The sequence below is a fragment of the Ferrimonas balearica DSM 9799 genome (genome assembly GCF_000148645.1).
GTDB classification, from domain to species: domain Bacteria; phylum Pseudomonadota; class Gammaproteobacteria; order Enterobacterales; family Shewanellaceae; genus Ferrimonas; species Ferrimonas balearica.
Genome location: NC_014541.1, coordinates 3,494,392 through 3,514,053, shown reverse-complemented (window position 1 = coordinate 3,514,053; position 19,662 = coordinate 3,494,392). Strand labels below are relative to the sequence as shown.

Genomic DNA, 19,662 nt, shown 5'->3' with positions numbered 1-19,662 from the left:
CAACCCTAAAAAGTTCTCAAAATCCGTCCTTAAAACCCCTTAAAGCTGCTTAAAAACCCTGTTTAACCCCCAGTTTGTTACCAAATTGTCGTTTATTCACAGAACCGGCTCTTGCCCTTCGTCATTCTTCATTCCGCGCCCGGCGAGGCGCCCAGATAATGCAGAGGATGAATGATGAAGTACGCAGTGAACCGATGGTCAGCGACGCTGGCAACGGCCATGCTGCTGGGCCTGACCGGTTGTCAGGACGGCAAAGATGGCGCCCCGGGCGAGGATGGTGGTGTGGTGTCTCCGGTTGCCGAGGCGCTGACCGTTGCCATCACCGGCACCCAGGTGGTGGAAGGGCGCCTGGCGATCGAGTTTGACGCCCGCAACGAGCTGGACCTTCCGGTGATTAAGATCGACGGCCTGAAGGTGCAGGCGGTGCAGCTGCAGCCCTATGCCGAAGGGGAGCGCTCGCAGTGGCAGGTACTGGGCTATGACAAGTGTCTGCCCGGCAACTGTGCCGGCAGCCTGGAAGAGTTGGGTGACGGCCAATACCGTTACACCTTTGCCGGTGCGCTGGATGGCCTCTACAACAGCGAATTCCCCCAGCGGGTTCTGCTGACCGTACCCGCCACCAGTCGTTACCCGGAAGCGACCGCCAGGCTGGATGCCATGGCGGATGGTGCTGAGCCGACACAAACCCGCGATATCATCGACGATGCCCGTTGCCTGAACTGCCACGAGTCCATCGACGCCATCGTGCATGGCGGTGACGAGACCGCCAGCTGTGCCAGCTGTCACACTGGCAACAAGATGAGTGACGCCGATAAGGTGTGGCCGGTGCTGGCTCACCAGGTGCACATCGGCCTGAGCTCACGCCCGGTGGGCAACTGCTCTAGCTGCCACGAAACCGAAGCCCGGACCGATCTGGCCCAGGCACTGAACTGGCAGACGGTACCGACCCGGGAAACCTGTGAAAGCTGCCACGATCTGGCCAGCAACCCCATCTACGACCACGCCGGTCAGCCGACCAATGAAAACTGCGTTGAGTGCCACAGTGCCGAATCCATCAACGACGCGCACCTTGGTGGCTACCAGAAGGCTCAGGCCGAGGACCAGCGTGGCATCGTGACCGTGGATGTGGAATCCGCCAAGCTGGTGGACGGTGCTGAGGTGGGTGAGGCCGCCGGTGAACACTACGCGATGATCAGCCTCTCCCTGCGTGACCGTGCCGGTGAGCGCCTGATTCTGGATGCGGCTAACCCGGGCAACGCCAGCTGGATCAAAAACCTCCAGATGTACGTTAACTGGGGCGCGTCGGTGGATTTCACCAACTCCCGCGGTTACAGCATCTTCGTTAAGAGCAACAAGAAACACGGTGAGTCCATCGACGGCGGGTACACCCCGGACGGTGAGCGTCCCCGCACCAAGCCCTACCTGGGCGGCGAACAGCAGGCCGGCGTTTACGTCTACAAGCTGGGCCCCATCGTGACGGAGGATGCGATCTCCGGTGACCTGCTGAACGACAGCGGTTTTATCACCAACCGCCTGATCTACTGCTTTGACCCGGAACAGAACCTGGTGGACTGTGACACCGCCGGCCACGCCAAGAACGCCGCCTACAATGCGCGCTGGTACTTCACCAAGGATGGCCTGACTGACGCGGACGCTCACGCCCGTCCGGTGATCGTCAGCAACGCCAAGTGCGGCAGCTGCCACGGCTACGACGAGGCCAGTGACAACACCGAACTGAGCTGCCGTAACTGCCACAGCCGCAAGACCGAGATGAACAAGGCGCTGGCGGACACCACCTGCTTCTCCGGCCACGATGACGATGAGCTGGGTGAACACCTGCTGCCCCGTATGGAGCGTGCGATGGCGGTTCGCAGCCAGTCTGGCTTTGTCAGCTCTACCGCCGATGCGGTAGACCCTTGCCTGGCCTGCCACAACCCCAACACCCCGCCGACCCAGGCGATCCGTGAACTGCACACTCAGGCCGGCGACAAGTACTTTGTCGAAGAGCTGACCGTGACCCACCCGGATCACAAGGTGTGGATGCACTCGCTTCACGCCAACCAGCGTGCGACCCAGGCGATGGAAAACGGTGTTCGTAACGTGGAGTACCCGGCGGATCTGGCCAACTGCAGCCGCTGCCACGAAGGCGACAGTTTCGGTGTTGACCGCTTGAGCCAGGTGGGTCGACCGCTGGCGCTGGATCTGGACTACAACCCGGACTCCCAGGCGCACCCGGCCACCGACATCAGCGTGGATGCTTACGTGTCGCCGGTGTCTGCCACCTGCTACGCCTGTCACGCCAAGAAGCCCAATGCACAAGGCCAGCTGGAGATCGTCCCGGCGGTGCGTGCCCATATGGAGCAGCATGGCGGTCGCTTTGGTGTGCCGCTGGCGCAGCTTGAAGTGGAATCCTGTGCGGTTTGTCACTCTGTCGACAATCTGAAACAGGCCCACAAGCTGTAAGCCTACCCCCCTGCAAATACCGATGTTAGGATGCCTCACCCCCTTTGGGTGGGGCATTTTTTTACCATTCTTCGGCACATACCCCGGAGGCTGTCTGTGCGACTCTCCCCTCAACTCCGATTTGACCCCGATAAGCTGATTCTGGTGGACACCGCCAGCGATCTCGCCATCGAACTGACCTTTGCCGAGGCCCGCATTCTGGAGGCGCTGCAAGCCGGTTCCGGCCAGGTGGTGAGCAAGAGTGCGTTGATGGAAGCGGGCTGGCCCGGCCGGGTGGTGGGCGACTCTTCGCTGCAAAATGCGTTGAGTACCCTGCGGAAGAAACTGGCCCCTTACCCGGACATTGAATTGAAAACCGTGCCCCGGCGCGGCTACATCCTGCACCTTCCTGAATCCCAGAACCAGGCCAAACGGCTGCCACTTAAGTCGCTGCTGGCCGCGCTGGTGTTGCTGATACTGGCGCTGCTGGTTGGCGTCCTGATGTGGTTGGATACCTCACCCCGCGCCCGTTATAACGAGCAGGCTCTGCCTGGACGGGTCAGTGGAGTGGCCGGCCCGGTGTGGGTCCTGACAGAGCCGAAAACCGCCCCGGTTGACGCCAGCGTTCTGTCAGACCGAATTGCCAATCAACTGGTGCCTGAGCCCGGTTGGAAACCACCCTTTGAACGCTTTCAGGGCATGGCTCTGCTGACCGAACAGGGCGACAGTCTTGTGATCTGCCCCGGTTACGCCGACGGGCAGTGCCCCGGACAGAGCCTGATCAGTATCTTTGGCGCCGCGGATAACGGTGGTCAACAGCGCTTGTCGGAGTTTCTCTCCACCAAGATCCGGATGGAGGAGAAGACCTACAACGCCCTGCGGTTCGAAGAGCTGGGTGACAACACCGGCGGCATGGTGGAGCAGCTCTACTTCGGTGACGCTTACTTTAAGCTGGATCAGGATGACCGTCTGGCCAGGGCCGACCTGCGCATCTCTGCGGTGCCTATCGAAGCGCACAGTGGGCTGTTTTATTTCGCCGCTTGTGTGACCGATGAGGATTGTCATACCACGCCAGTGAAGTACCGGGTCCGTGGCCGCTACATTGAAACTGAAGAGCGTTGGGGTGAGCGGCGTGTGACCCGCTATACCGTGACCCCGACCTCGGTGGAGCTTTCCTCACCCAATCGGTTATCGGATATGGCAAAACGCCTCTATCTCGAGTTCCGAAAAAGTGAACTGGGCCGCGAGGAGCTGGTGTTCTACCGCCTCTATCTGGATGACCGCACCGCCATCTGGATGCTGCCCTTTGCCGATCACTCCATGGTCTGGACGCAACGCCGAACCCTCCACCTGTAGTGGATTCGAATGACAAATATTGTTTGTCCCAGGCGCTAAAAAATCCCGTTTTGTCAGATTCGGCGACATTTCTACAATGTCGCCGTTTTTTTGCCCTGCGACCCGCTATGAATCTCATTACTTTTGACGCATTACGCTCCTACCGCATGAGCGGTCTGCGCTACATCAAGCCGGAGCGGATGCGCGACCATATCGACGACATCCAGGCCGCCGACGGCGTGCTGTTCCCGGAATACTGGCAGGTGAACTCGCTGGTCTATGGCCTGGGCGCCAAAATCTTCCCGAGCGTGGCGAGCTACATGATCGGCCACGACAAGGTGGAGATGACCCGTTGCTTTGAGATGGTGGCGCCAGCTCATGTGCCGGTGACCCTGATCCGCGCCAATACCCCGAGCAACGCTCAGGAGGTGTGGGACAGCATGGATCTGCCGTTTGTGGTGAAGATCCCGCGCAGCAGCATGGGGCAGGGCGTATTCCTGATTGAAACCTATGACCAGTTTCAGGACTACCTGGACCAGAGTCCGGTGATCTACGCCCAAGAATATCTGCCGATCGACCGCGACCTGCGCATCATCTGGGTGGGCGACCAGATCATCGGTGGCTACTGGCGAAACCAAGCCCCGCAGGGGTTTTACAACAACGTCTCCAAGGGCGGCACCATTGAGCGCGGTCTGGTGCCGCTGGAAGCCCGCAATCTGGTGGAGCACCTGGCCACCAGTCTGGGCATCGATCATGGCGGCTTTGATATTGCCATGGTGGGCAGTCACCCCTTTGTGTTCGAGTTCAACCGCCTGTTTGGCAACCAGGGGCTGGTGGGTGCACAGGAGCAGATCGACAACCAGATCCGGGATTACCTGAATCGCCAATGGGGCAGCGACGATGACTCGCCGAACCCCGAGCAGCCGCTGCCGGAAGCGGTATAAACCGTGACAGAAAAGACCGCCTTTGGGCGGTCTTTTCTGCTTTGTAAGGATGTGATGTTTGCCCTCGGTCGATCGCCGCAACTAGGGCAAAGTCCTCGCGAGTTGGTACAGGATGATCGCCTTTTGGCCGCTTTTTTTGACTGCAGTTGATACCCTCTCGGGTCGGATGGGTTACCTGGGTTGGTGATATCGACCCACGGATGTCCAGCGGCAGAGGGTCAGGGAAGGAAACCGGGAATGACACGCAATGGATTGGTGCTGGCAACACTCTTGCTGGCGGCGGGATGCAGTGGTGGGGGCGTTGAACCGGACAGCCCCGGCGCTGATGGCGGCAACAGTGGCAGCCAGGGGGGCGACGATGGCAACCCCACGGTGTGGTACGAAGCGAATACCCACCACAACGCAGGAGGGCGGCTGAGTCCGCAAAGTCTGACGCTGGCCGAAGGTCAGCGGGGCACCTTCACCCTCAGCATTGATGAGGGACATCAGCTTGGCAGCATCAGCGGCTGCGACGGCAGTTTGGATGCACTGACTTACACCACCGGCGTCATGGCGGCGGATTGTCTGGTGACCGCCCAGTTTGAGTTAAAGCAGTACCAACTGCGGGTTGAGGTGCAGGGACAGGGCTCGGCAACGCCGGGGGAGTGGATGCTCAGTTACGGTGAGCAGGGGCGGTTTGAGCTGACCGCCGCCGAGCACCACCAGCTGGTTTCCGCCTCCGGATGCGGGGGCAGCCTGCAAGGGGACCTTTTTGTCACCGCACCGGCGACAGGCGACTGTACCGTATCGGTGCAGTTTGAACCGATCCAGCATACGGTGACGACCCACAGCGAAGGGGCTGGTCAGTTGCTGCCGCCGCAGCAGCAGGTTAATCAGGGCCAGCGTGCAGAGTTTGAGGTGGTGCCCGAGTCGGGCCATGTTCTGTGGTCTGTCGACGGTTGCGATGGCGAGTTGCTGGGTGGGCGCTACCTGACCGGCCCGGTCGCAGGCCCCTGCCAGGTGCAGGCGAACTTTGTCAGCAACGCGGAAAATGCCATCCGCCGGGAGGATCACCGTCTCGCCAGTGACCTGGAGCTAATCGACCATGCCCGCCAGCATCTCTCCAACAGTGAAGCGGCGAGACTGGCGTTGGTCGACAGCCTGCTGGCAGGCATTGAGCGCATCAGTTGGCACCCCTCCCACGATTCGGTCAGCTTTACCACCTATCAGACCCAGACAACCTGGACCCTGTTGCCCGCCAATGAGGATGGCAACGGTAACCCGGCCGTTGGTGGTCTGGTGATGGCGTCACAGCAACCGCAGCAGCGGATGGCGGCGATGGCGGCCAACCTGTTCTCGGTTTCCCGTTCCGAACAGAGCGATCGTTTGTTGCGTCAGTTGATTCACTGGCTCACCGACGGTGCCGACCAGAGTGACGGTCTGTCGATTATCACCGCTCAGATGCCCGGTCACGCTGACAGCCACTATTTTCCCCATAACGAGGGGATACGTCAGTGGTTGAACGAGTACTACCCGGACAATCACCGGATTAACGGCGCCAACCAGTGCGACTACGCTGCGCTGGCAACCTGTATCGACAGCCAGCAGCCCGACCTGATTGTGCTCAGCGACATCGACCGCGACGGGTTGGGCCATCAGGGGATTGCCCCAGCTCTGGCACAAGCCCGCGAGGCCGGCATCCCGGTACTGCTCTCCAACTATTGGCGTGAAGCCAGCCCGATGCTGAGTCCGCTGTATCAGCAGATGGGGCTGGCGGTATCCGGCAACTACTGGTCGAAACTGAATGCCAATGACCTGGAGATTGCCGCTCTGCAGGCTTCGGACCCGATCAACCAACAGGTGGATACGCTGTTACTGAGTCTGCGCAGCGGCCAGTTTGATACCGCGGTACTGGCACCTTGTGAGAGCAACCTCCTGCATTGCAATGACGCCACATTTGTCTCGGCTTTTAAGGGCGGGGCGGACTGGTTCCATGGTGCGGCCAGGGCTCTGGATGAGCAGGGGCTCAGTGCCTTTGGGCTTGAGCAGATGGATATCCTGAAGGCCGCTCTGTTGCTGGCAGACAAGTATCGTGCAGGAATCGATTACCCCATTGATTGGCAGGCCCAGACCGAATGGCAGCAGGCGATGTTTGCGGACTGGCTGGTCAACTATGCTCGCGCCGGTAATCCGGCCCAGCCGGACCTGGGGGAGTTTGTGAAGGATCGCAGCCAGGTACTTAAGGGTGAAGTCGCTCATTATGCCTACCCGGACACCACATCGCAGCGACAGACCATCAGCGTGCCTTACCGGAATCAGTGGACCAGCACCGGCTGGTATGCCCTGCCGGGCCAGACCATCACCCTGACCCGCCATGACACCAGCGATGCGCAGGTTACGGTGAAGCTGAACTACCACCGGACGAACACCAACCGGGCTTTCAGTCGTAAGATTCTGGCTGCGCCGCTGGAGCTGGCCACCCAGCGATTGCCGGTGGCACCGGGGCAGAGCGTGCGCTTCTCCAGTCCCTATGGTGGTCCGATATACCTCCATATCGAGGGTGCTGATGGGGCCTTATCCACCGACATCCATGCCAGCGGCATTGTTCATCATCCCGCCATTCTTGATTTCTCCCAGCCTGAGCAGATCCGGACGTTCAATCAGCGTTACGCCGACACGGAACTGCCCCATATCGACCTGCGCTCACCTGCTGCGGAACAACACCTGCGCCGGGATCGGTTCAGCGGTGCGCTCGGTGGTGTAACGCCGGACGTCAGTGCGCTGCTGAACAGTGTGGTGAATGACCATATCAACCCGGTCTATACCCTGGCGGGATTTAAGCTGGCGGGTCAGAGCCTGGCGCAGTCCTTACCGGAAGCGGTGGCCACGGCATGTGTGGCTTTGTTGGGGCAGGATTGCCTCGATGATCGTTTGCATGTGCGCACGATCATCCAGCACAGCAACTACGACCAGAATGCGCATTGTGGTTTCATGTGCTCAGGCAACCCCTGGGATTCAGGAGCCTCAATAAACCCCATCGGGTGGGGCGATAACCATGAGTTGGGCCATAACCTGCAGGTGGGACGGCTCAACGTCCATTATTCAGACACGGCCGATGACTGGACCCGCTACAGCAGTCGGGCCGGGGAGAACTCCAACAACATTTTTCCCTACTACGTTAAGTGGCGGGCACACTACCTGCGCGATGGCCATACCCAGCCGCTGTTGGACACTCATATGAACCACAAGTCTCTGTTTTACGCCTTTATGTCCGATGCCGCCGGAGTGCAGGATCAGGCCGGTGAGCGGGTGGTACTAAGGGAAAATTGCCAGATTCTGGACAGTGGTACCGATCGGTATCAGGCGCCCTGGGCGAGTAACGACTACGCCGTCCACAACGGCTATCGCATGGCGTTTTATATCCAGATGGCGTTGCGGGCCCATGGCCGGACGCTGGCGGATGGCACGGTGTTGAGCAACGGCTTCAATATCTTCACCCTGCTGTACCAGCATCACCGGGTGTTTGGTCGCTATGCCAGCAACAGCAGTGAATGGCTGGCCCATCGAGAGCGACTGGGGTTTAGCCTGTTTCCCTATGAGGGAAATGCGGTTTATGGCGGGCGCAACGTCAGTGGCATCCCCGGCAACGACTTTATGCTGGTGTCCCTCAGCCACCTCACCGGACTGGATTGGCGCAGCCACTTTGACTTGCTGGGTCTGCGCTACTCCTCTCTGGCAGCGGCGCAAGCCTCGGCCAATGCCAGCAAGGGGACACTGCCCATGGGGATGTTCGTTTTGGAAACCGATCTGCCCCCGGCCAACATGAGCGAGGGGCTAACCTTTCTGCCATTGTCATTGTCCGATGCCACAACCCGCTGGCCCCGGGACAGCAGCACTCCGGTGGATTGCCCACGGCCCTGAATCGGGCCACCGGCACAACAAAGCCGCCCGGTTAGGCGGCTTTTTATTCTGGCCTGAGCTCTGATGAGTGCGCCATGCCGCCTCCCCATACAAGCACCATACAGCCCCCCTCCCATCGCACCGATAACATGATGCGCATTCGTTTTTAACTAAGGCGTGTTGTTGCACTGTTTGCTTAGGCATGTCAGGCCATTCGAAGCCGCAGTGTCATCAAACACCAGATGGGTTGTGACTTATGCATCGAGTGGGAATGTTATTGCTTGTGGCGCCGTTGATTTTTGGGTGCAGCAAGGAAGCCGAGGAGAAGGCTGAGGCTGTCGATGGCGGGACGACGGATCAGGGTTTGATACACGGCACCTATTACCAGATCAAAACGGCGAGCAACGAGGGAGGGGCATTGCAGCCGCAGTCGCTGTTGCTCCCTGAAGGCGGGAAGGGCGTGTTCGCGCTCACTGTTGAGTCGGGATACCAGCTGTTGTCGGTTTCGGGCTGTGGTGGCGCGATGACCGATGAAGGCTTCGTTGTCGAGGGGATTCAGGGTGACTGTACGGTCAGGGCGCATTTTGCCGAGCGGCCGATTCAAATCCAGACGGAAACCAGCGAAGGGGGAGTGCTCTCTCCGCAATCCCGGTCTCTGAAACGTGGGGAGACCGGCCGCTTCGAACCGATGCCCGATATCGGTTATGAGCTGGCTGAGATTTCCGGTTGTGGCGGCAGCCTGCAAGGGGCGTTTTATGAGACGGGCCCGGCAACCGATGATTGCACCGTTGTGGCCTCCTTTGCGGTAAAGACAGGTAACATCATTGATCCGCCAGCCCCTCCGGGGCCGGGAAGCAGTCAGACTCCTCTCTATCTCATCAGCACCCAGAGCGTGGGTGGCGGCACGCTCTACCCGCAACAGCAGGAGATAGAGTCGGGTCAACAAGCCATCATCCAACCCATCCCAGAAGCGGGACATCACATGACAGCCATTGAGGGCTGTAATGGCACACTGGAAGTGGATGGTTTTATCACTGCGCCGGTCAACCAAAACTGCACAGTGACGGCCTCCTTTGCCCGGAATCAATATCGCATCGTTACCGACCTGAATACCGGTGGGAGTATCCGGCCGACCCACATGACCCTGAATCACGGTGATGTCGGCGAGTTTGTGGTGAGTGCCAACCCTGGCTTTCAGGTTGCGTCGGTATCGGGGTGTGCGGGTTCACTGCTGAACGGGGTATACACCGTCGGCGCGATCAATGAGAGCTGCACAATCGATGTGCGCTTCTCGCCGGTTCAATACCAGATCGCCACCGCAGTGGGTGAGGGGGGCAGCATCCAGCCAACCCAGATGACCCTGAGTCACGGTGATACGGGCGAGTTTGTGGTGAGTGCCGAAGCGGGCTACCAAGTGGCGTCGGTAACTGGCTGCGAGGGTTCACTGCTGAACGGGGTGTATACCGTCGGCGCGATCAATCAAAGCTGCACAATCGATGTGCGCTTCTCGCCGGTTCAATACCAGATCGCCACCGCGGTGGGTGAGGGGGGCAGCATCCAGCCAACCCAGATGACCCTGAGTCACGGTGATACGGGCGCGTTTGTGGTGAGTGCTGAACCTGAGTATCAGGTGGCGTCGGTATCTGGCTGTGAGGGTTCACTGCTGAACGGGGTGTATACCACCGGCCCGATCAGTGAAAGCTGCAGCATTGACGTTCGCTTTTCGCCGGTTCAATACCAGGTTTCCACCGAGGTCGGAGAGGGGGGCAGTATCAGCCCGGCCCAGCTGCAGGTGGATTCCGGTCAACGGGGCGTGTTCACTCTGTCTCCTCAATCCGGCTACGCCGTCGATGCGATCAGTGGTTGTGGCGGTACTCTGACAGAGGGACGTTACCAGACCGATGAAGTACTTGCCGACTGCACCGTGAGCGTGAGCTTTCTGACCAACGCGCAGAATGCCATCAAACACGCCGATCATCGTCTTGCCAGTGAGCAGGAGCTCATTGACCATCTCCAAGCCGCGATCGCACAGCGGGAACAGAAACGAAAAGCGACAGTTCGAGCGCTGTTTAGCGGGTTGGAAACGATCTCCTGGTTCCCCAGTCATGATGCCGTGCACTTCACCAGCTATCTGCCGGACACCACATGGCCCCTGCTTAGAAGCAATACAACCCAATACAATAGCGCGTCAAACGTCGGGCTGGTGATGGTCCACGAAAAGGCGCAACAGCGCTGGGCGGCGATGGCATCCAGCCTGTTTTCTGTTGGCCGCAACGAGGGGACGGACACCCTGCTTAAGCGGTTGTTAGGCTGGCTGACCCGGGGCGAGGATGCGAAAGAGGGATTCCGGATTGTCGCCGCACATGTGCCAAGGCGGGCAGACGATTATTGGTTCCCCCATTACGAAGGGATGGTCAGTTGGTTGAACGCCCACTATCCGGATGCCTATCAGGTTAATGGTGCCCGTGAATGCGATGGCGCGGCATTCAGTGGCTGTATTGATGAAAGCGAACCAGACCTCATTGTTTTGGGCGGGTTCGGTAACGCCGACGCGGCAGTGATGGCTGAAGCCATCGAGAAGGCAAAAGCCCTGAGCATTCCCATACTCACTACCAATTACTTCCGTTCGGCAGGACCTATTTTGTCTCCCCTTTATCAAGAGATGGGGCTGACTTCTGCCAATAACTATTGGTCGAAACATCGGGCTTTGGACCTGAACGTGGAAGCGTTGCTTCTCACCGATGAAACCGCCGTCAAAGCGATGAGTGACATTGTCCGGTTATTGGAAGAGGGGAAGTTTGATACCGAAGCGATCGCTGGCTGTACCCGGAATTTCCTGTCCTGTAATAGTTCTGGCTTTCGCGCCGCGTTTCGTTTTGGTGCCGACCATTTCCGGCGTTCCGTCACTGCGCTGGATGCTGGGGGAATCAATCTCTTTGGGTTGTCGTCAGCGGACATCGTTCAGGCGGGTGTACTCCTGGCGGACAAGTATCGCAGTAACATTGATTACCCCATCACCCGATCGGAAGGGGAAGCTTGGTTACAGGCCCTATTCGCCGATTGGGCGGTGAATTACGCCAGGCCCAATAATCAGGCACAACCGGATCTGGGCGAGTATGTCATCGATAAACGGCAGGTTCGGAAGCAGGAGAATGCCCATTATGAGTACCCGGAAGTCACTCAATCCCGACGTCAGATATCGGTGCCCTATCCCAATCAATGGACCACAACGGGGTGGTATGCTCTGCCGGGCCAGACGGTGACCTTAACCCGCCACGATGACAGTGATGCGGTGGTCAAAGTGAGACTGAATTATCACCGGGGTGATACTCATAAAGCTCACAAAAATGGGATCTATAACCGACCACTTGAACTGACAACGCAGCGCCTCACTCTGGCTAAGCAGTCATCGGTGACCCTGTCCAGCCCCTATGGTGGCCCCATCTATCTGCATCTCAGTGGCAGCGGGACGACGTTGACTACGGATGTCACCGCCAGTGGGATAGTTCATCATCCGTCGATTCGGGACTTTAACGATTCAGAACAGATTGCGGCGTTTCAGCAAGCGATGGAGAGCACCCAGATCCCCCATCTGGATCTGCGCTCTGAGGTCGCCGAACATCATATGCGACGAGATAAGTTTACCTCATCCATCGGTTCTCGATTCGAGGACGTCGGTGCGCTGCTGACCAGCATCCGCCGGGATCACATCAATTCGGTCTATTCGCTTGCGGGCTTTAAGATCCCGGGGATGACCCTGGCCGACTCTTTGCCGACAGACGTTAAATCGGTGTGTCTTGATCTGCTGGGAGAGGATTGCATCGACAATACCCTGCATGTCCGTCGCATCATTCAGCACGCCAATTACGATCAGTACTCTTTGTGTGGCAGCGGGTGCAGTGGCAACCCCTGGGACGCCTCCTGGAGCATTAATCCCCTGGGCTGGGGAGACAATCATGAACTGGGGCATAACCTGCAGGTGCCCCGCCTGAATGTGCACTATGCGCCCGCCGAAGATGCCAATCGTTGGGGCGGTTACTCCAGCCGGGCGGGAGAGAACTCCAACAACATTTTTCCCTACTACGTGTACTGGCATCATCACTACATTCAGGAGGGGAACACCTCGATACGTCGCGACACCCACTCCAATCAAAAGGAGCTGTTTTTCGCCTTTATGTCCGATGTGTTGCAGCGTCGCAACGGCGAGGGGGAGCGGGTGGTTTTCAAGAACGACTCCTGCAGCACCTTTGGCACGGGTGATCGATACCAGGCCCCTTGGGAGAGCAATACATATGCGATTCACAACGGCTATCGGATGACGTTTTACCTGCAGATGGCCCTGCGAGCCCATGGTTTGACGATGGCCAGCGGCACCAAGCTGAATAATGGCTTCGGCATTTATACCTTGCTCTATCTGCACAGTCGGATATTCGGTCGCTATGCAGCGAATCAGCAGGTGTGGGAGGCGAACCGCAACCAGCTTGGCTTCAGTCTGTTTCCCTATCAGGGCCATGAGGTGTATGGCGGGAGGAAGATCAAAGACATTCCCGGCAACGATTTTATGCTGGTATCGCTCAGTCATCTGACCGGGTTGGACTGGCGCAGTCACTTTGACCTGTTGGGGCTCCGTTACACCACTCTTGCCAGTCAGCAGGTACAAGCCAATGCCACCGCTGGTGCGCTGCGAATGGGCATGTATGTACTGGACACCGACCTGCCTCCGGCCAATATGACCGAGGGGCTGGATTTTCTTCCTTTGTCTATGGAAGACAGTACAACGGTATGGCCGAGGGACAACAGTTCTCCGGCGCAATGCGGCAATCCCTGAACTCGCGGGATTTGACTGCCGATGCGAAAACAAAAAAGCCGCCCTGATGGGCGGCTTTTCCTTGTCAATGCGAGCCTCAGGCGGCAGCGATCTTGGCCAGCACGCGGTCAGCGGCGTCGATGGTGGCGGCGATGTCTTCGTCAGAGTGGGCCATGGACAGGAAACCCGCTTCGAAGGCAGACGGGGCCAGATTGACACCCTCATCCAGCATGCCGTGGAAGAACGCTTTGAAGTGGTCCATGTTGCACTTGGACACCTGCTCAAAGGTGGTCACTTCCGCTTCGTCGGTAAAGAAGAAGCCGAACATACCGCCCACGTAGTTGATCGCCATCGGCACGCCGTGCTTGTCGGCGGCGGCTTTGAAGCCCTTGATCAGGGTTTCAGTCTTGGCGGCCAGCTCGTCGTGCAGGCCAGGGCGCTGCAGCAGTTTCAGCTGGGCTTTACCCGCGGCCATCGCCACCGGGTTACCGGACAGGGTACCGGCCTGGTAGACCGGGCCGTTCGGAGCCAGGTGAGCCATCACGTCGGCACGGCCACCAAAGGCACCTACCGGCATACCACCGCCAATCACTTTACCCAGGCACACCAGGTCCGGCTTAACGCCGTAGTGGCCATGGGCGCAGTCCAGTGCAACGCGGAAGCCGGTCATCACTTCGTCGATGATCAGCAGGGCGCCGTACTGGTCACACAGGGCACGCAGGCCTTCCAGGAAGCCCGGTACCGGCGGGATGCAGTTCATGTTGCCGGCAACCGGCTCCAGGATCACGGCAGCAATGTCGTCCGGGTTGGCTTCAAACAGGGCCTTAACGGAATCCAGCTTGTTGTAGTCGGCAGTCAGGGTGTGCTTAGCGAAGTCCGCCGGTACGCCCGGGCTGGTGGGCTCACCGAAGGTCAGCATGCCGGAGCCGGCTTTAACCAGCAGGCAGTCCGCGTGGCCGTGGTAGCAGCCTTCGAACTTGATGAACTTGTCACGCTGGGTGAAACCACGGGCCAGACGCAGGGCGCTCATGGTGGCTTCGGTGCCGGAGTTCACCATGCGGATCTGGTCAACGCTGGGCAGGATTTCGCACACCAGTTCAGCCATCTCCACTTCGGAAGCGGTCGGGGCACCGTAGGAGAGGCCCTTCTCTACCGCAGCCAGTACCGCAGCGCGGATCTCAGGATGGTTGTGACCCAGAATCATCGGGCCCCAGGAGCCAACGTAGTCGATGTAGCGTTTGCCATCCACGTCGTACAGGTAAGCGCCATCGGCGTGGTCGATAAAGACCGGGGTGCCGCCTACGCCTTTAAAGGCACGAACCGGGGAGTTAACGCCACCGGGGATGGTTTTCTGGGCCTGTTCAAACAGGGATTCGCTGCGGTTCATGTTGCTCCTTACTGGATCCTTTCCGGCCAACTCTGGGGCTGGCTCATCAATGACTGAAATTGTGGGCGGAAACCGGCACTGCCAGCGGCTCTACACGGCTTCAGGTTGCCTTCCTGTGGTGGTGAGAGTGTCACTTTTTGGCGCAGATGATCAAGCGGCGTGATCACAGGGCGGCCGAAATGCAGGAGAGAAGCGGGAAAATCCCGTTCAACCCTCGCCGTCAGCCGATAAAAAACGCCACCGAAAGGTGGCGCTTTGTCCTGCTCAGTGGGTTCAGCGGCGCTCGCTCATGCTCTCGCGGTTGAACGCTTTTTCGCAGTAGTGACACTTCAGCTTGATCAGGGTGTCTTTGCTGCTCACCTTAAAGCGGCTCGGTACCGGTTCGCGGTGGCTGATGCAGTTGCTGTTGGGGCACTGGAACACGCCGATGACCTGCTCCGGCAGAGACAGTTGCAGCTTACGCACCACTTCGTAGTTCTCGATCTGGTTGACGGTGCAGTTGGGCGCCAGCAGAGCCAGCTGGTTGGCCAGCTCTTCGTCGATAAACAGGTTCTCGATCTTGATCAGGTCTTTGTGGCCCAGCGCGGAGGAGGGCAGGTTCAGACCGATGGTGATGCGGTTTTCCGACTTGTGCAGCTGGAACAGGCGCAACACCTTGATGCCGGTATGGGCCGGGATATGGTCGATAACGGAGCCGTTCTTGATGGCTTCTACCTGGAGTTGGTTGTCTTTGGTCATGGTCAGCTCCGTTACAGCGTGTCGTTCAGCACCAGGGCCAGCAGGGCCTGGCGGGCGTAGATGCCGTTTTCCGCCTGCTGGAAGTAGTAGGCGTGCGGGGTGGCGTCGACGTCGATGGTGATCTCATCGACCCGTGGCAGCGGGTGCAGCACCTTAAGGTTGCTGCGGGCCCCTTCCAGGGTGGCGGCGCTGAGCACGTAGGCGGACTTCACGTGGGCGTATTCGGATTCGTCGAAGCGCTCTTTCTGGACTCGGGTCATGTAGAGGATGTCGAGTTCCGGAATCACCTCATCCATGCTGGTCAGCACGTGGTAGGTCAGGCCCGCTTCGTCCAGCTCTTCACACAGGTAGTCCGGCATGGCCAGCGCTTCCGGCGCGATAAAGTAGAAGGTGACGTTGTCGAACTTGGCCAGGGCCTGGGTCAGGGAGTGCACGGTGCGGCCATATTTCAGGTCGCCGACAAAGGCCACGTTCAGGCCGTCGATGCGGCCCTGGGTCTCGTAGATGGAGAACAGGTCCAGCAGGGTTTGGGAGGGGTGCTGGTTGGCGCCATCACCGCCGTTGATCACCGGCACGCCGCCGGAGAACTCCGAGGCCAGCCGGGCGGCGCCCTCCTGCGGGTGGCGCATCACAAAGGCGTCCACGTAGGAGCTGATAACGCGCACCGAGTCGCCCAGGGTCTCGCCTTTGTTGGCCAGCGAGGTGTTGCCGCCGCTGTCGAAGCCAATCACGCTGCCGCCCAGGCGCTGGATGGCGGTTTCAAATGACAGTCGGGTGCGGGTGGAGGGCTCGAAGAAGCAACTGGCCACCACCTTGTTTTGCAACAGGGTGGGGTTGGGATTGGCTTTCAGTGTCCCGGCGGTTTCGACAATAAGTTCCAGCTCATCGCGACTGAGCTCGGGAATGGAGATGATGTGCTTCTTATACAGCGAACTCGCCATAAGATGTGCTCCCGGTTGGCCTGTAGGGTCTGATTGTTATGCTCAAAAAAAGCCTCCTTAAAAAAGGAGGCTTTTTTCGTGGCCAACGAGGAAAAACGGGGAGCCTGCCGGCGTGCGGCGTACAGTCTGAGAGCGGTACTCAGCGGTGTGGCTCATTTTTTGTCCTGCGTTGGCGATTTTTCCGGAGGATTATACCCCCATTCCTGAGGCGTGCAAGGCGACGGACGTGGCGCTTATCGCAGAATGGCACGGGGCTAATCAATTGAATTTCAATGGCAGATGGGAAGGATGGCTCAGCAAACTCCAGGGCAAAAAAATGCCGACAGAAGGAGGCTACTGTCGGCGAGAGCGAGCCCCACAGGGGCGCTGGTTGCGCTAGATTGCCCGGCGCGGTGTTCGCGTCAGGCAGGGCAGTTATAGCGACTTTATCTTGCCTATGTCTTTGAATTGTTTGGAAACGTTTTGAATTCTTTATAAATCAGTAGGTTATGGAGTCGCCGTGTTTGATTGCCAGCTTGGCATCCAGCGGTATGTACTCTGCAAGTTGCTGATATAGAGCGGGTTTATCCACCGCAATCCCTTGGGCGCCATGGGCCAGAATCTGCCGTTGCAGGGCTTCTGACGGCAGGATGGTGTAGAGCAGGTAGGGGGTGTCGTCCTGACGTTCACGCAGGGCTTTGACCAGTTTCAGTCCGGCCAGGGCATCCCCACTGCGGCCCATATCAGAGATCACCAAATCGTAGTCGTACAGCTCCAGCAGCATCAGGGCTTCGTGGCTGGAGGTGGTGGTGTAGACCGCAATGCGCTGATTGAGCAGGGCGCGGCGCTCGGACAGGTTGTTGTCCGGATGATCATCTACCCACAGTACCCGGGCCGCTGGATTGCGGGGCTCCCCAAGGCGCAGAGGGTCGTCCGGGGTGCGCCAAAGCTGCCAGGCCAGGATGGCGATCAGCACCGCCTGACTCAGCAGTAGCAACCGGATGGGCCAGGACAGGGAATGGCTGGGTGAAACAGTGTGGATAACGTGGGCCGGGCCAGGCGTTGGCTCAGCCTCTGCCGCCGGAGGGAGTGGGGTGGGTTCGGCCACCTCAATGCGCTGGAGTTGATCCTGTACCTGGCTGGCCAGGCGGTAACCGCGGCCATGCAGGGTTTGAATCACCGGGAACTCGGCACCGGCCTGTTTAAACAGTTTTCGGGCGTCGGACACCAGCCGGGAGATGGACCAGTGGCTGACATGGGTATCGGGCCACAATGCCGCCAGCAGGGTGTCGCTGTCGATCGGTTCAGGGGCGTTTTCAATCAGCAGGGTGAGGAGGCGCAGGAGGCGGGGATCACTGCTGAGCAGCGCTCCTTCGCAAGTCAGGCGCTGGTGGGTCAGGTCAAGGGTAAAGCGTTCGAACCGGTATTCCATCAGGCATCAACAACGGCAGATGTTACGAAGTTGTAACCATTTAACCGTTGCCTGCCTCAGAGGTCAATTGCCCCCCATCTACACCTTAGTCGGACAGCCGGGCTCAGATCTCGCCACCGCGGAAGAAGCGGTACAGCATCGACCAGGTGATCAGGCCCACCGGGGTGTTGGGGTTGTCCATATAGATGTATACCGCGCCGCCCCGCTTGGGCTCCAGCAGTTGGTACACCTCGGCCAGGGTGGCCCGCTCCGGCAGACCGGGCAGTGCCTCCCGTTTCAGGGCGCTGTTGCTGTCATCGGTGAAGTCGGCGTGCAGGGTGATCAGCTCCTGCCCCTCTTCCGTGCCCCGCAGCAGGCGGTGATGCTCGACGCTTTTCAGCAGGGCCAGCAGTTCATCATCGGCGAGGCCAGGGCGGGCCAGCACAATATCGCGGTCCATCAGGGCCAGAACACCGGTTTTCTGCAGGGCCTGCTCCAGTGGCGGCACCCGGTATTCCAATCCCATGATGTCGAGCTGGCGCAGGAAGATGGCGCGGGCCCCGAGGCCCTCGTGGGCCAGCAGGAAGCCGGGCAGGGTGACCAGCAGGTAGGGCAGAATCAGCGAGGCGTCGTTGGTCAGCTCCACCAGCGCCAGCAATGAGGCCATGGGGGCATTGAGGCAGACGCCCATCATTGCCGTCATGCCGATGGCGGCGTAGATCCCCTGGTACTCCTGCAGCTGCGGCAGCATGGGACTGAGGATCAGCGCCACCATGGCCCCCAACAACGCGCCCATGCCATACAGGGGACCAATCAGGCCGCCGGGAATGCCGAAGCCGATGGCGGCGATGGTGGCCAGGATTTTCGCGCTGAGCAGCACCAGCAGGCCAAGGATGGTGGCGTCAGCGGAGTGGGCCAGGGACACGGCGCCGTGTTCACTGCCCATGGCGCCGGGCACCAGTACCGCAATCACCGCCGTCGCCAGGCCGGCGATGCCGAAGCGGGTGGCAAGATTGAGGGTGCTGGCCCGTTGGGTGACCTGCAACAGGGCGTGATTGAACAGCGCGGCAACAATGCCCAGCACCAGGCCAAACATGATCAGGGTGGGGTACTGGTCCAGCGGCAGTCGCACCAGCTCAAGATGGCTGTAGACGTGGATATCGCCAAATACGGTGCGATAGATGATGGCGCCGGTGATGGCGGCCAGCATGATCGGCAGGAAATAGTGGATCTTGTAGTCCCGCAACACCACTTCCAGCACAAAGATCACCCCCGCCAACGGGGTGTTAAAGATCGCCGCGATCCCCGCCGCTATGCCGCAAGAGGAGAGGATGCGCATGGTGTTGTCGGGCAGGGCCCAGCGTTTCGACATCATGGTGGCCGCGGTGGCACCGATGTGCACCGCCGGGCCCTCTTTGCCGACGGAGAAACCGCAGGCCAGGGCGACAACCGCATGGATAAACTGACCGACCCCGCTGGTGAGCGAGATGCGGCCGTAGTGGCATTTGACCCGGTGGATAACATAGGCGATGCCCATGCGCCGGTAGGCGGTTTTGGTGCGACTGACCAGCAAATAGATGATGCCAGCGCCCAGAATGGGCAAGCCGGCTCGCATCGCCAGCGGGAGCTCAGTAAAATCGCCGGATTGGATCAACACCAGGTGTTGCAGTCCCGCAACCGCCAATTGAAACAACACGATAAGGCCGCTCGCCAACGCGCCAACCAACAGCCCCAGCAAGCAAAGTTGCAGGCTGATCCGGGCGGTGGCGAGTTTGAACTTATAGTCGGCAATCATGGTT

At 59.4% G+C, this 19,662-nt stretch carries 10 protein-coding genes; 5 read left to right on the top strand and 5 right to left on the bottom strand.

Translation table 11 applies throughout. The annotated features are described in order from the left end of the window. Positions 1 to 171: 171 nt before the first annotated feature. The 5 genes from FBAL_RS15965 to FBAL_RS15945 all read left to right on the top strand — a co-directional run bounded on the left by FBAL_RS15965 (position 172) and on the right by FBAL_RS15945 (position 13,428). Positions 172 to 2,463: a multiheme c-type cytochrome gene (locus tag FBAL_RS15965; protein WP_148226766.1), complete on the top strand. Its 2,292-nt coding sequence runs from the start codon at positions 172 to 174 to the stop codon at positions 2,461 to 2,463. Positions 2,464 to 2,559: 96 nt separating this feature from the next. Beyond that, on the top strand, positions 2,560 to 3,798 hold the full coding sequence (locus FBAL_RS15960; RefSeq protein WP_013346619.1) for a winged helix-turn-helix domain-containing protein: 1,239 nt from the start codon (positions 2,560 to 2,562) through the stop codon (positions 3,796 to 3,798). A gap of 107 nt (positions 3,799 to 3,905) precedes the next feature. Beyond that, on the top strand, positions 3,906 to 4,721 hold the full coding sequence (locus FBAL_RS15955) for an ATP-grasp domain-containing protein (protein ID WP_013346618.1): 816 nt from the start codon (positions 3,906 to 3,908) through the stop codon (positions 4,719 to 4,721). A 237-nt stretch (positions 4,722 to 4,958) separates the two neighbouring features. After that, on the top strand, positions 4,959 to 8,621 hold the full coding sequence (locus FBAL_RS15950; protein WP_013346617.1) for an ImpA family metalloprotease: 3,663 nt from the start codon (positions 4,959 to 4,961) through the stop codon (positions 8,619 to 8,621). Positions 8,622 to 8,871: 250 nt separating this feature from the next. Then, a complete protein-coding gene (locus FBAL_RS15945) occupies positions 8,872 to 13,428 on the top strand; it encodes an ImpA family metalloprotease (protein ID WP_013346616.1) in 4,557 nt (1,518 codons plus the stop codon). 76 nt (positions 13,429 to 13,504) lie between these two features. On the opposite strand, the gene hemL is transcribed toward FBAL_RS15945, so the two are convergent. The 5 genes from hemL to FBAL_RS15920 form a co-directional block, all read right to left on the bottom strand. Further along, positions 13,505 to 14,794 carry a glutamate-1-semialdehyde 2,1-aminomutase gene (gene hemL, locus FBAL_RS15940; RefSeq protein ID WP_013346615.1) on the bottom strand — a complete coding sequence of 430 codons (1,290 nt, stop codon included), beginning with the start codon at positions 14,792 to 14,794 and terminating at the stop codon, positions 13,505 to 13,507. Between the two features lie 273 nt (positions 14,795 to 15,067). After that, positions 15,068 to 15,532, bottom strand: coding sequence for an aspartate carbamoyltransferase regulatory subunit (gene pyrI, locus FBAL_RS15935; protein ID WP_013346614.1), 465 nt, complete (start codon positions 15,530 to 15,532; stop codon positions 15,068 to 15,070). Between the two features lie 11 nt (positions 15,533 to 15,543). Further along, positions 15,544 to 16,473, bottom strand: coding sequence for an aspartate carbamoyltransferase (pyrB, locus tag FBAL_RS15930; protein ID WP_013346613.1), 930 nt, complete (start codon positions 16,471 to 16,473; stop codon positions 15,544 to 15,546). 478 nt (positions 16,474 to 16,951) lie between these two features. After that, a complete protein-coding gene (locus FBAL_RS15925; protein WP_013346611.1) occupies positions 16,952 to 17,884 on the bottom strand; it encodes a response regulator in 933 nt (310 codons plus the stop codon). A 103-nt stretch (positions 17,885 to 17,987) separates the two neighbouring features. Beyond that, the gene (locus FBAL_RS15920) at positions 17,988 to 19,658 is read right to left on the bottom strand and encodes a chloride channel protein (RefSeq protein WP_013346610.1); all 1,671 of its coding nucleotides are present in this window, start codon (positions 19,656 to 19,658) and stop codon (positions 17,988 to 17,990) included. Between the last annotated feature and the right edge of the window lie 4 nt (positions 19,659 to 19,662).

Coding starts and splice junctions, on each gene's coding strand:
- FBAL_RS15965 (WP_148226766.1), top strand. CDS start 172: ATGATGAAGTACGCAGTGAACCGATGGTCAGCGACGCTGGCAACGGCC.
- FBAL_RS15955 (WP_013346618.1), top strand. CDS start 3,906: ATGAATCTCATTACTTTTGACGCATTACGCTCCTACCGCATGAGCGGT.
- FBAL_RS15950 (WP_013346617.1), top strand. CDS start 4,959: ATGACACGCAATGGATTGGTGCTGGCAACACTCTTGCTGGCGGCGGGA.
- FBAL_RS15945 (WP_013346616.1), top strand. CDS start 8,872: ATGTTATTGCTTGTGGCGCCGTTGATTTTTGGGTGCAGCAAGGAAGCC.
- hemL (WP_013346615.1), bottom strand. CDS start 14,794: ATGAACCGCAGCGAATCCCTGTTTGAACAGGCCCAGAAAACCATCCCC.
- pyrI (WP_013346614.1), bottom strand. CDS start 15,532: ATGACCAAAGACAACCAACTCCAGGTAGAAGCCATCAAGAACGGCTCC.
- pyrB (WP_013346613.1), bottom strand. CDS start 16,473: ATGGCGAGTTCGCTGTATAAGAAGCACATCATCTCCATTCCCGAGCTC.
- FBAL_RS15925 (WP_013346611.1), bottom strand. CDS start 17,884: ATGGAATACCGGTTCGAACGCTTTACCCTTGACCTGACCCACCAGCGC.
- FBAL_RS15920 (WP_013346610.1), bottom strand. CDS start 19,658: ATGATTGCCGACTATAAGTTCAAACTCGCCACCGCCCGGATCAGCCTG.